The sequence below is a fragment of the Clostridium sp. CTA-7 genome, from assembly GCF_054768095.1.
In genome coordinates this window covers 143,590-157,560 of sequence record NZ_BAAAAV010000007.1, presented here as the reverse complement: position 1 = coordinate 157,560, position 13,971 = coordinate 143,590, and the positions used below count along the sequence as shown (strand labels likewise).

10 protein-coding genes are annotated in these 13,971 nt (G+C 26.6%); 9 read left to right on the top strand and 1 reads right to left on the bottom strand.

Features of this window, described 5'->3' with window-relative positions:
• The first annotated feature begins 296 nt into the window (after positions 1 to 296).
• From ACYUEX_RS14025 to ACYUEX_RS14010, 4 genes are all read left to right on the top strand, one after another.
• Positions 297 to 4,574 carry a collagen binding domain-containing protein gene (locus ACYUEX_RS14025; protein WP_460288745.1) on the top strand — a complete coding sequence of 1,426 codons (4,278 nt, stop codon included), beginning with the start codon at positions 297 to 299 and terminating at the stop codon, positions 4,572 to 4,574.
• A 173-nt stretch (positions 4,575 to 4,747) separates the two neighbouring features.
• Complete coding sequence (locus ACYUEX_RS14020; protein WP_460288744.1) at positions 4,748 to 5,095, top strand: hypothetical protein; 348 nt, start codon at positions 4,748 to 4,750, stop codon at positions 5,093 to 5,095.
• A gap of 307 nt (positions 5,096 to 5,402) precedes the next feature.
• The gene (locus ACYUEX_RS14015; protein ID WP_460288787.1) at positions 5,403 to 5,639 is read left to right on the top strand and encodes a hypothetical protein; all 237 of its coding nucleotides are present in this window, start codon (positions 5,403 to 5,405) and stop codon (positions 5,637 to 5,639) included.
• Positions 5,640 to 6,189: 550 nt separating this feature from the next.
• Positions 6,190 to 6,855, top strand: coding sequence for a hypothetical protein (locus tag ACYUEX_RS14010; RefSeq protein WP_460288743.1), 666 nt, complete (start codon positions 6,190 to 6,192; stop codon positions 6,853 to 6,855).
• A 6-nt stretch (positions 6,856 to 6,861) separates the two neighbouring features.
• Here the strand turns inward: ACYUEX_RS14010 and ACYUEX_RS14005 are convergent, their stop codons facing one another.
• A complete protein-coding gene (locus tag ACYUEX_RS14005) occupies positions 6,862 to 7,260 on the bottom strand; it encodes a PTS sugar transporter subunit IIB (protein WP_460288742.1) in 399 nt (132 codons plus the stop codon).
• A gap of 342 nt (positions 7,261 to 7,602) precedes the next feature.
• On the opposite strand from ACYUEX_RS14005, the gene ACYUEX_RS14000 reads away from it, so the two are divergent.
• From ACYUEX_RS14000 to ACYUEX_RS13980, 5 genes are all read left to right on the top strand, one after another.
• Positions 7,603 to 8,661 (top strand): acyltransferase family protein, encoded by a 1,059-nt coding sequence (locus ACYUEX_RS14000; protein WP_460288741.1) that lies wholly within the window; start codon positions 7,603 to 7,605, stop codon positions 8,659 to 8,661.
• A gap of 204 nt (positions 8,662 to 8,865) precedes the next feature.
• Positions 8,866 to 10,002, top strand: coding sequence for an NAD(P)-dependent malic enzyme (locus tag ACYUEX_RS13995; protein ID WP_460288740.1), 1,137 nt, complete (start codon positions 8,866 to 8,868; stop codon positions 10,000 to 10,002).
• Positions 10,003 to 10,011: 9 nt separating this feature from the next.
• Complete coding sequence (locus tag ACYUEX_RS13990) at positions 10,012 to 10,752, top strand: MurR/RpiR family transcriptional regulator (protein WP_411167577.1); 741 nt, start codon at positions 10,012 to 10,014, stop codon at positions 10,750 to 10,752.
• Positions 10,753 to 10,946: 194 nt separating this feature from the next.
• Positions 10,947 to 12,503 carry a PTS transporter subunit EIIC gene (locus ACYUEX_RS13985; RefSeq protein ID WP_460288739.1) on the top strand — a complete coding sequence of 519 codons (1,557 nt, stop codon included), beginning with the start codon at positions 10,947 to 10,949 and terminating at the stop codon, positions 12,501 to 12,503.
• A 28-nt stretch (positions 12,504 to 12,531) separates the two neighbouring features.
• Complete coding sequence (locus tag ACYUEX_RS13980; RefSeq protein WP_460288738.1) at positions 12,532 to 13,854, top strand: family 4 glycosyl hydrolase; 1,323 nt, start codon at positions 12,532 to 12,534, stop codon at positions 13,852 to 13,854.
• Positions 13,855 to 13,971 lie beyond the last annotated feature (117 nt).

The window sequence follows — 13,971 nt, the reverse complement described above, 5'->3', positions numbered from 1 at the left end:
CTAAAGACCTGCTCATATGTGATCACGCAACTATCATATCAACAAAAATATCTGACAAATCCCCAATTTTAAATACTATAAATATATTATATAAAAATAATTAGTTTCTTTTAAAAATAATTATCCTATAGCAAAAAAGTGTATATATAATAGCAAAAACAATATAGATGAATTTGTGGGAATAAATTACAATTCATATGCGTGATAAAATATGAAAGGATTTTGTAATGATTTCTAACAAAAAAATTAAACCTAAGATAATGTCGATTATTGTTACCATATTTTTTCTTATTCAAATGTCTTTCCCTGCATATGCTAATGATAATTTAACTAAAGATGAAAATAAGGCAATAGATACTATCAAATCTGTAGTCTTGAAAGATTCAAAGGGCAATATAATTGATGAAAATACTGAATATCCAATGGACCAAGGAGCTAAAGTATCCTTATTTTATAACTGGGAAATAAGCAATGGAGAAGAGGTTAAGGCTGGAGATTATACAGAAATACAAGTACCTAAAGTATTTAGTATATATAATACTGTTGAAGGTGATCTTTATATAGGAGATGGAGAATCAGTAGGAAAATTTTATCTAAACATGGATGGTAAACTAAGACTTGTTTTTAATGATTATGCAAATACTCATTCAAATGTAAAAGGAACAGTACAATTTAATAGTGAGTTTAATAAAGAAGTTATTAAAGGAGAAAATCCAGTCAAAATTACCTTCCCAATTTCTAATAAAGAAGAAAAAACAATAGTAATAAGATTTAAGCCAGAAAATATAGCATCTTCAGTAGAAAAGAGTGGTATAGCTAATAAACCAGTAAATTCAGATAAAATAGCATGGACAATAGATGTAAATAAAACACTATCAAAAGTGGATAATGCATTAATTGAGGATATTTTTGATGAATCCTTAAGTTTTGAAGAAGCTTCTCTAAAGGTATATAAATTAAATGTAAATTTAGATGGAAGTACAACTTTAGGGGATATAGTAGATTCAAGTAAATATACATTTGATAAGACAAAAAATGGTTTTAAACTAAATTTAGGAAGTATAAATAGTGCATATAGAATATCTTATAGCACAAAAATAATTGATAGAAGCAAAACCTTATTTTCTAATAAAGCAAATTTCAATGGAGAAGAATCTACTGGGAAAGTTACTATAAATAAAGGAAGCGATCTAAGTAAAAAGGGGGAAGCAGATAAGACATTTAATAGTAGTAGAATTAAATGGACTATTGATATAAATAAATCAATGTCCAATATAAATGAAGCTATTGTTGAAGATACAATGCAAGCAGGATTATCTTTAGATAAAAGTTCCATAAAGATATATAAATTAACTTTAAATGATGACGGAAGTATTTTAAATAAGACTATAGTAAATCCATCTGAATATACTTTAAGTTTTGAGCCTTATGAAAACCCATCTTTATTTAAGGTGAATTTAGGAAATATATCTGATTCATATCAAATAGAATATGATACAAGTATTACAGATAAAACTAAAACTAGTTTTTCAAATAATGCTAGTTTTTCAGGTCAAAATGTATCCTACACAGTAAATATAAGAAGAGGAAGTTTAATAAGTAAAAGTGGTAAAGAAACCATAGGTTATAATGAAAAGTATATTATATGGACAATTGATGTAAATACTGGGGAAGAATCAATAGATCAAGCTATAGTAGAGGATACTATTAAACCAGGTTTGAGCTTTGATAAAAGCTCACTTAAGGTTTATAAATTAAAGTTAGATAACAATGGAAATGCTACTATAGATGGAGATGCTTTATCAGGATATATAGCAGAAGATATAAAAAATGAAAATGGAAATACAAGTTTTAAGGTTAATTTAGGAAGTATAAATAGTGCCTATAGATTAGTCTATAGAACTGATATTACAAACATTGATGAAGTAAGTTTTAGCAATGAAGCTTTTCTTAATGGAGTTGGAACAGGAAACATTATTAAAAGACCTACAATTACAAATAGTTTTACAAAATCATCAGATGGTAGTATAGATTATTCTAAAAAGACAATGGGATGGAAAATAACTATAAATCCATTAAAAGAGCCTATTAAAGATTTAGTGGTAACAGATACATTTCCAAATGGAGGATTATCATTAATTAGTGATACTTTTATAGTAAAGAAAGGTAATACCACTTTAAAAAAGGATATTAATTATAAGCTAGAACTTATAGAAGCTAATAATTTAACTAAAGGATTTAAGGTTATATTTTTAGAAGATGTTAAGGATGCTTTATATACAATAACTTATAGAACAAATTTTGATCCTGAAATACATTTGAATATAGCTAATAAAACAAAGTATGTAAATGAAGCTGTATTTACAGGAAGCAATATAAAAACGCCGATAACTAAATCAGCAACTCAAACAATAAGCAATATAGCAAGTGATAATGGTAATAAATCAGGGGTTTTAGATAGAGACAAAAAAGAAATTACTTGGACAATCAATTTAAATTATTTATCTAAAAATCTAGGAAGTATAGAAATTTTAGATACTATAAAAGATAATCAAGTAATAGATAAGGATTCTATAGAAGTTTATGAGTATTCAGTTGAAGCAAATGGTAATATGAAGGTTGGGAAAAAGGTAGATAGTAGCAAATATACAATAAAAGAAATAAATGAAAAAAGCTTTAAAATAGAAATAAATAGTGTGAGTAGTCCTTATAGGATTATATTTAAAACAAAAATCATAGGTAAATCTCAATCAGAATACCTAAACACCGCAACTGTAGGTGATGTTGATTATTCAGGAAAGGTAATTTATACAGATCATGATAAGTTTGTAGAAAAAGAAGGGCAACAAATAGGAAAAAACATCAAATGGAAAATAGCTGTAAATAAGAGTTTATCAGAAATAGAAAATGCAACTTTAGTTGATACATTAAGTGAAGGGCATCAAGTTATAGAAGATAGTTTTAAAGTTTATAAAGCTTCAGATAATAGTTTATATACTGACTATAAGGTTACAGTTAGCCCACCAGATTTGACAAGTGGTAAACAAATATTTAAATTTGAATTTTTAAAACCAATTGATACTATGTACTATGTGGAATATGAGACTAAGATAATAACAGATGTAGATTATTCTAAAATATCAAATAGTGTTTATTTCGAAGGTGATGGATTTACAACTGAAAACCAACCATTTGAAAAAGAAATAGTAGTTAGAATTACAGATGGATCAGGTACTGGAAGTGGAGAAGTAGGTAGTCTAAGAATAGTGAAAATTGATGCTGATAATGAAGAAATGAAGCTAGCAGGAGCAGAGTTTGACTTATATGATTCAAAAGAAAGATTTATAGGAAAGGCAGTTACTGATGAAAATGGTGTTATAGAAGTTCCTAAATTAAAATTTGGAAGATACACACTTCAGGAAGTAAAGGCTCCAGTAGGATATCAGCTCTTGGATGAAGAGAAAAATATAGAAGTATCTATAACCTCAAAAGAAAAATTAGATCTTGTAGTTAAAAACTATAAATTAGGTAGTATTTCAATAATAAAAACAGATAGCAAAAATAAAGAAAAATTACTACAGGGTGCTAAGTTTGAACTTAGAAATTTAGATAATGAGGTAATTGAAACAGTAGTAACAGGAGAAAAAGGTGAAACTAAATTTACAAATATACCATACGGAGAATATAAACTAGTAGAAATAGAAGCTCCAAAGGGATATGTTTTAGACAATAATGAAAGAGAAATTAAAATAGATAAAGAAGTTAAGGATATTAACTTAAATATTGAGAACGAAGAAATACCATCAATTCCAGTGGAACCTGAATTATTACTAGGATCGATTTCTATAAAGAAGGTAGATAGCAAAAGTAAAGAAAAGTTATTACAAGGTGCTAAATTTGAACTTAGAAATTTAGACAATGAGGCAATTGAAACAGTAGTAACAGGGGAAAATGGTGAAGCTAAATTTACAAATATACCATACGGAGAATATAAACTAGTAGAAATAGAAGCTCCAAAGGGATATTTATTAAAAAATAATGAAAGAGAAATTAAAATAGATAAAGAAGCTAAGGATATTAACTTAAATATTGAAAACGAAGAAATACCATTAATTCCAGTGGAACCTGAATTATTACTAGGATCAATTTCTATAAAGAAGGTAGATAGTAATAATAAAGAAAAATTATTACAAGGTGCTAAATTTGAACTTAGAAATTTAAAGGAAGAGGTAATTGCAACAGTAGTAACAGGGGAAAATGGTGAGGCTAAATTTATAAATATACCATATGGAGAATATAAACTGGTAGAAATAGAGGCTCCAAAGGGATATGTTTTAGATAAAAAGGAACAAAAAATTACTATAAATGAAGAAAATAAAGATATAAAATTAGAAATTAAAAACTCAAAAGATTCTATAAAAACTGAAGAACCAAGTAAACCTAATAAAGATATTACAATAACCCCAAAAAAAAATAAGGGTTTGCCTAAAACTGGAGGCAGAAGTACTGCAGGATTATATGTTTTGGCTTTAGCAACAATATCATTAGGATTATATTTAAGAAAAAATAAATAATATACAGGCTTAATAGTATTAAAAAATATTATTAAGCCTATTTTATTAATTGAAATGATATAATGTATATAAATTAGGCTGTGTTAGAGGAAAGTATCGATATGAAAGTCACTTTATATAATATAAACAAAAATACCTAACAGAGACATAAATTAAAAAGATGGAGTATTTCAATGGGAAAGTTTAAAGATTTATATATTAAATATTATAATTTAGATAAAGAAACTAAAGAAGTTATAAAATCTTACTCTCAAGAATTTATAATTGATAAAGATAATAGAAAATTATCAATAGCACAGTATATTTTAAAATCTAATAATTACATATGTGAAGTTAAAGCAATTGAAGGAACGGCACACCTTTGGACTTGGAGTGATTTTAGAAGAGAAGCTAAAGCTAGGGTGTTAAGCTATAAGACTGAAACTAATATTATATTAAGTCAGCTATTAGAGTTTTATAGTGAACCTGATTTAGAGATATTAAATAAATATGAATTAGAAATAGTAAAAACACTTAACTAAATATTATTAGAATTATAATAAATTTTATATTAGGATATTTACTACAGAAAGAATGAAATTCTAAAAATTTGTTTGTATGTGATTACGGAACTATCATATCAACAAAAATATTTAACAGAGCCACGGTTAAGGATGTATCTTAATGGAGGGATTAATAAGATATGAATTTTAAGAGTATTAGAGGAACATTTAAATCATTTCAACAATTATTAATTACTATGGAAAATTTACAAAGAAAGCAGTCAACCCTTTTAATTGGTGGTGTTCCGATTCATTAAGTGATTGGCATAGAGTATCTGTTGGTGGAATTGTAATTATAGAAGGTGTATATTCAACGAGAAAAGAATTAGCAGATTTTTATGATTTTAAAATTTTCGTTGATTGTCCAAGAGAATTGAGACTGAGAAGAGGAATTGCACGTGATGGAGAATCAGTAAAGGATATATGGGAAAAAGTATGGATGGTAGAAGAAGATAAATACATGATAGAACATAGACCATCTGAAGGAGCAGATTTAGTAGTAAATGGCTGTGGAGATAATTAGAAGATATTGTCCTAATATTCTTATAAAATAATTAATACAGAGAAACTAACTTTAAAAAGTAGAGTCAATAAATATTTTTATTAGCTCTACTTTTATATTTAGTTACATAACATACAAATATATAACTTCCTAAAGTATTGTTAAAACAAAGCTTTTTATAGTTTAGGTCTAGATAATTAAATATATTTTCTGGGAAATAATGGAATAAAAATATCGACGATAATACATTGTGGTCACTTGAACTAGTATATAGTTATTAAGAACTAATTTATCGATATTATACTTCTCCATAATATTGTGTAAAATACAAAAATCCTAATTCATAATAAATACATGAGTTCTTAATGTAATTTGAGGTGTAATATGCAATCCAATAAACAACATTCATTTTTTATTATATATTTCAAAGTATAAGAACCAAGTTATGGTGTGTCGTTGGAGGAAGATAGAATAATAAAGTCTTTATGTAAAAACTTTACAATATTGTAATGTTATTTTAAAATAATTATAGAGTAATATATATTTTGAATTTATAAATTAGGAGAAAAATATGGTAATACATGACTATCACAATAAAAAATATATTGAAATAAAAAATGATAAAATAATCTTTTATAGATTTTTATATAAGAGTACTTTAAACTTAAATAAGGTTAGAGCAGCTTATATAGATGATGACTATTTTTTAAGAATATTATATGGAAAAAGAATTAGAATTTACAAAATAGCAAATATAAAAAATGATGAAAAGCCTTTATTAAATGTATTAATAGAAGAATTAAATAAAGAAAAAATACTTTTTTCAACAAATGTATGCTATATGTACCCACAATGGTTTTGGATCATATTAATTTCTATTAATATAGGAAATATAATCAAATCTGATAATATAAATAAATCTAATATTATTTTTGACCCAGTTTTTTGGCTAATAGTTTTAACAATTATTTTAATTATGTTATTTTTACTTCCATATTCCTCTTCTAATTTCATTTATGATTATAAAAATAGTTTAATTAAGCTAGAAGGAATTGCTTTTAAAACTAAAGAATATCACTTAGAAAAAGACAAGTTTAACCTTATATATAAACCTGTAGATAAAATATATAAATTAAAGGTAAATAAAATTGATACTGTTTTAATAAGGTCTAATATAATTTATCCAATAGACTATAAAGATAAGTTACGTGAAGTATATAATATTAGTCAAGGATAGCATTTGCTATCCTTGACTTTTTAAATTATTAGCATATTCAATTATATCCTTTAATGCTTTTTCTCCATTCATAGTTCCAAAGGTTTTCATATCTAAAACATCACATTTAATTGAATAAGGTTCCATGATTTTCTTTATTGAAGGTAATAAAAATCTAACTTGAGGGCATATTAAAATTAAATCAATAAGATTATTTAAACTATAATCATTTACTGAGGATTCTTTTACAAATTCAGCAGGACCATAAGCAAGGATAAGATTATATTTCTCGTTATATTCTTTATAATTTAATATAACATTCATAATATCTTCAATAAGAATAGTATCTTCAGTAGAAGCATTTTTTATTTTTGAACAAAACAAACTAGAAGTAAGCCCTCCAGCACAACATATATAAACTAACAACTTAAATCTCCCCTTATAAATTATAATGTATATTAATAATAACTAAATTTATTAATATAATATATAGATTTCAAATAACTTATTAAATGTTATCTATTAGATTAGATAACTATTATGATAGATTTTGCTATAGCTTAGTTAACCTATTACATTATAGCTAATATTATGGAAAAAATTATTGGTTTTATATAAATTTAGGAGTGATACTAAGAAAATAAAAGAAATAATAAGTTCTATATGTCTAATCTTCTTAGAACACTTCATTGTATAATATAAAAATTTTACTAATATATTTTTATTTAGTATTATGTAAACTGAAATAATAAAATTGGGGGAAGAAAAATGGAAAAACGTATAGATGAAGTGGATATAATTAAAGGTATAGCAATTTTATTGGTATTTATAGGACATGCAGCAACAAATTCATTTTTGCCTAGACCTAGTACATATGAATTTATTGTTCAATTTATATATGCTTTTCATATGCCATTATTTTTTATGATATCAGGATTTCTTTCAGTTAAATCTTTTAATATGAACTTAAAAAAAGATTATATTAAATTTATTAAAAATAAATTTAATAGATTAATGATTCCATTTATAACTATATCATTAATTACAAATGGATTGATGATAATTGCTCAAGTAGTAATTAATAAAGAAGTAAATATACAAAATATTTTTGAAATGTTCAAAACAACAGCTGTATATCCCGAAAATGCTATTATGGGCGCTTTATGGTTTCTATACGCATTATTTATAGTTAGTGTACTTTCACCAATACTAGATAAGTTTTCTTGGAAATTTATAGTTGTTATAGGAATATTAATAAATATATTTACTCCAAAGAATTTATATTTTCTAGCATTAAATAGAGTATCATTTTTTTTAATATACTATTTCATTGGAATGTATATTAGAAAAGTTTATGATTTAAAAAACAAAATAAATTATAAGTGTAATAAATACATAATAATAGTTTCAGCAGCTATTATTGCTATATATTCAACAATTATTACTAAGGGAATTATTCTAAATCAGATTTTAATGAATATATATATGCTCATTTGCGGGATATTGGGGATAATACTAGCCTTATATTTTGCAATATTTATAAAAAAATATAATAGTTTAAAATTAATATTTAGTAAATTAGGAAATTATTCAATGGATATTTATATTTTCTCATGGTTTTTCCAAGTAGCATCTATGATTTTTATAACAAAGGTAATAAAATTAGATAGTTATAATATATTTTTTATAAGTAATTTTATTATTGGAAGTTTATCACTACCATTTTCAATTTTTATAGTTAGGCGAATACCTTTAATAAGATTCTTATTTCTAGGAATTCCTAATAAGGTATCTGTATATGTAGAATCTAATATGTATAATACTTGATTTCTTAGTAAGATATAGAAAATGAGATTAATAATTGAGATATAAATTAAGAGAATAGCTAGGTTTATTATCTTTATTATAAAGGGTAGCAAATTGCTATCTTTTATTTTTTTATTTACAAAAAATACTTAGGTCTTAAATCATCCAATTCTATTGAATAGTAATAAAAAAAAATCTATTATACATAGGAAGGAAGGTGATTTTATGAAAGAAAAAAGTTTGAAAGCCCATGAAAAATGGAAAGGAAAAATAGAAGTTATAAGCAGGTGTCCTGTAAATAGCAATGAAGATTTAGCAGTTGCATATACTCCTGGTGTATCTTATCCTTGCTTAGAAATCGAAAAGGATAGTGAAGCTTCATATAAATACACTAGACGAGGAAACTTAGTTGGTGTAATTACTGATGGAAGTGCTGTGTTAGGACTTGGGAATATTGGGCCTTTAGCTGCAATGCCTGTTATGGAGGGTAAATGTCTTTTATTTAAAGAATTTGCAGGAGTTGATGCATTTCCTATATGTATAAATGATAATGATGTAGATGTGTTAGTAAATACAATAAAGCTTATAGAAGGTAGTTTTGGTGCAATAAATTTAGAGGATATAAGTGCACCACGTTGTTTTGAAATTGAAGAAAGATTAAATGAAATTTGTGATATTCCAGTTTTTCATGATGATCAACATGGTACAGCTATTGCAGTTTTAGCAGCACTTTTAAATGCTATTAAAGTTGTAAAAAAAGGCTTTGATATTAAAATTGTAGTTAATGGAGCTGGGGCTGCAGGAATAGCTATAGCTAATTTAATATTTGAAGCTGGATTTCATAATGTTGTAATTTGTGACAGATATGGTATAATCACAAGTGATAATTCAAGTAATAAATATCAAAAAGAATGTGCTATTAAATTTAACAAAAATAAAGCTGGTACACTTAAAGAAGTATTAGTTGGAACAGATGTATTTATAGGGGTTAGTGCTGGAAATATACTAACAGAAGAAATGGCAAAATCAATGAGTAAAGATGCTATAATATTTGCTTTAGCAAATCCAACTCCAGAGATAATGCCTGAAGTAGCTAAGGAAGCTAATGTAAAGGTTATAGCTACTGGAAGAAGTGATTATCCTAATCAAATAAACAATTTATTAGTGTTCCCAGGAATAATTAAAGGAACTTTAAAAGCACGTGTTAATAAAATTACTACAGAAATGCAATTAGAAGTTGCTAAAGGAATTTCTAATTGTATAAATGAAAATGAGCTAAATGCTGATAATATAATTCCAAGCGTATTTGATAAGAAAATTGTAGATTTAGTTTGTGAGGTAATTTGTAGTTTTAAAAAGTAAGGAGTTTTTATGGAGAAGTTAGCTAAATTATTTAACAAATTAACTAATAGTGAGCAGAAGGTGTTTACATATATTTATACTAATCAACAAAAAGTAATAAAAATGAAAATAAGTGATTTAGCTAAGGAGACATTTACTTCTAAAACTGTAATTATTAATTTGTCACAAAAACTAGGCTTTGAGGGTTTCTCTGATTTGAAATATTATTTAAAGTCAAATAATAATGCCGAAGATGATATAAAGGTTTTAGAAGACTTACAATATGGACTAAGACAAAATATCGAGAAAACCTTTGTAATCATAGAAGCAGATTTATATAAAAAAATTTCTAGAGAAGTTATAGAAGCTAAAACTGTGTACGTTTTTGCAAGGGGGACAAGCAAGGCTGCTGGTTACTATTTAAATCATATCCTATTGACTTTGGGAATTAAATGTATTTTTGTTAAGGATTATAACTTATTAACCTTAGTTGGAAGTACATTAGAAAGTGATGAATTAGTTATTTTAATATCCTTATCAGGTACTACTCAAAAGATATTAGAGGTAGCTAACATAGCTAAAGTTAAAGGGTGTAGAACTATAGCTATAACATCATTTGGAAATAACGAACTATCAAGAATTAGTGATTACACCTTACATTGTGTAGCTAGTGAGACAGAAACTAAATTTAACGATAGTATATCTAGAATAGGAATGTTTATTGTAATTGAAATGCTAGTAAATTCAATTAAAGAGTTTAATAAAAAATAGCTCGTATGTATGCGGGCTATTTTTTTGTGACCTAGTTCACTTCTTGTGACCTGAGACTTTATAAAGGAAAAGAGTATCACTTATAGTTATTGCAACATTTTCTAACAGAAAGTAAAATGTTTATTGAGAAGAGCGCTCTTTTAAGTAAAGGTATTCATAAAATATATTTAATTTAATAAATGGAGGAAGGCGAAATGTCAAAAGAGTTTAGTCAAAAGATTCAACAATTTGGTAGAACATTATTACTACCAATTGCAGTTATGGCGCCAGTAGGAATGATTCTAGGTATAACGGGAGCCCTTGTTCAATCTTATATGATTGCAAGATTCCCATTCTTAGGTAATCAAGTTCTTAATACTATATTAGTTAACATAAGAACTATAGCAGGTGCTGTTTTTGATAATATTCCATTAATGTTTGCAATGGGTGTTGCATATGGAATGTCAAAAAAAGATAAGGGGATCTCAGTATTTGCAGCAACAATAGGATATATAATTTTAATTGTATCAATGAATGTATGGTTAAATGTAACTGGAAAGTTAGCAGCACCAGAAGTTATGAGTCAATTTGGTCAAATAAAAGTATTAGGAATACAAACCATGAATGTAAACGCTTTAGGCGGAATTATAACAGGTTTAGTTGCAGCATGGGCAACAGATAAATTCTATAAACTTGAATTACCAATTGCATTTGCATTCTTTTCAGGTAAAAAATCAGTTCCTATAATAACAATGGGAATAATGGTTGCAATTGGTTTAACAATACCATTTATATGGGAAATATTTGTAGCTTTATTAACTAAGTTATCTGTAGTTTTCTTAAGTCCAGTAGGACCATTCTTTACAGCAGCAGGTGAAAGATTATTTATTCCTTTTGGACTTCACCATCTATGGAATGCTTTATTTAGATTTACAGAAGCTGGAGGCTCTTATGTTATAAATGGAGAAACCTTTGTTGGTGTTGTTCCTACTTTAAATGAAGTATTATTCAAACAAGGACCTACTAGTGAATATTGGAGCATGATGCCTTCATTAACAAGATTTATGGCACAACAACAAATGCTATGTACATTATTTGCTTTCCCAGCTATAGGACTAGCAATGTATAAAACAGCTTATAAAGAAAATAAAAAGTTAGTTAAGTCTTTAATGATAACTTGTATTGTAACAGCTCTTTTAGGTAATGTTACAGAACCATTAGAATTTTCATTTGTATTTATTGCACCATTATTGTATGTAGCTTATGCATGCATAATAGGAATAGGAGCAGTAGCATTATCTTTTGCTGGTGTAGCAATAGGATATATAAGAGGTACTATTTTCGACTTTGCAATATTTGGATTACTTTATGAAAATACTCATTGGGTTAGCTTTGTGATAATAGGTTTGATACTAGCAGTTGTAACTTATTTTGTATTCAAATGGGCAATAATAAAATTTGATTTAAAGACTCCAGGAAGAGAAGATTCTCCATCAGCAGACAACACACTTATAAAAGAAAAGAGATATGATGAAATAGCAAAAATTGTTATACAAGGTTTAGGTGGAAAATCAAATATTAAAAATGTAGATAACTGCATAACTCGTTTAAGAATAGACTTAGGAGACGTTAAAGAAGTAGATCGTAAAATTTTAGAGAGTTCTGGTTGTACGGGAATATTCTTCCCAGCAGCTAAGCATATTCACATAGTTTATGGACCTTTAGTTGAATTTGTTAGAAATGCAGTAGATGAAGAATTAGAAAATATGTAAAATAAAAAAATACAGTGGAGGGATAGAAATGAGAAGTAGTAACATAATTACAATAACTGGAGCAGGAAGTGCAAGAACTCCGGCCTTAGTAGGAAGCTTAGTTAAATTAAAGGATAGATTTCCACTAAAAAAAGTAATATTCTATGATATAGATAATGAAAGAACATCAAAAATGGAGGACTATATTAGATTAGTTTTAAAAACTTATTGCAAGGAAACAGAAGTTATTTTTACTACTGATCCAGATGTAGCATATGAAAAAACTGATTTTGTATTTTGTCAAATGCGTGTAGGGAAAAATGAAATGAGAAGCTTTGACGAAAAAATTCCTCTAAAACACGGATTAGTAGGACAAGAAACTTGTGGACCAGGAGGATTTGCTTATGGAATGAGATCCCTTGGAGCAATGGTGGAAATGGTTAATCAAGTACGTAAGCATTCAAAGGATACATGGATATTAAATTATACAAATCCAGCTGCAATAGTAGCTTTAGGATTAGATAAAGTGTTCCCAGATGATAAGAGAATATTAAATTTGTGTGATCAACCATATTCACTTATGAGATCTTATGCAAAAATTTTAGGAGTTGAACAAAAGAATTTAAGAGCTACTTATTTTGGATTAAATCACTTTGGATGGTTTACAGAGCTTAAAGACATAGATGGTAAAGACTATTTTGATCAATTAAGAACATACTTAAGAGATTATGACTTTAAACCTTATAATGCAGAACAACGTTCTAAGTCTTGGTTAGATACTTACTTAAGAGTAAATAAATATATGAATTTCTTTGATGAATATATTCCAACAACATATCTTCAATATTACTTCTTCCCTGAAGAAATAGTAGCTGAAAGTGACCCTAATTATACTAGAGCAGATGAAGCAAAGGATTCAAGAGAAAAAGAAGTTTGGGATATATGTGCTAAAGCTACTAATACTGATTCAGTTGAAGATATAGAATTAATAACAAATAGTGTATTTGGAGATTTAATGATTGAACTTGCTGAATCAATAGCATATGATCTTCATAATGAATTTATTCTTATGAGTAGAAATAATGATATAATAACTAACTTTAGTAAAGATGCTATAGTTGAAGTTTCAGGAACTGTAGGAAAAGATGGAGCTCATCCTTATAAATATGGAGAAATAAAGCCATTTTATAAGGGATTAATGGAAGCACAACATGCATATGAACTTCTTACAGTTGAAGCTTTCTTAGAAAAAAATTATACTAAAGCATTACAAGCATTAACTTTAAATAGAACAATTGTAAATCCTGAAAAGGCTAAAGCTGTATTAGATGATTTAATGGATAAGAATAAAGATTATTGGTATTTAACTTAATATAATATTAGAGCCTTCTAAAAATGAAATTATCTTTTTAGAAGGCTCTATTTTTTATTTTTCTAATATTACTAAAGTTAATACTATATAGTAGTACTATTTAGATAAAGAAAATAT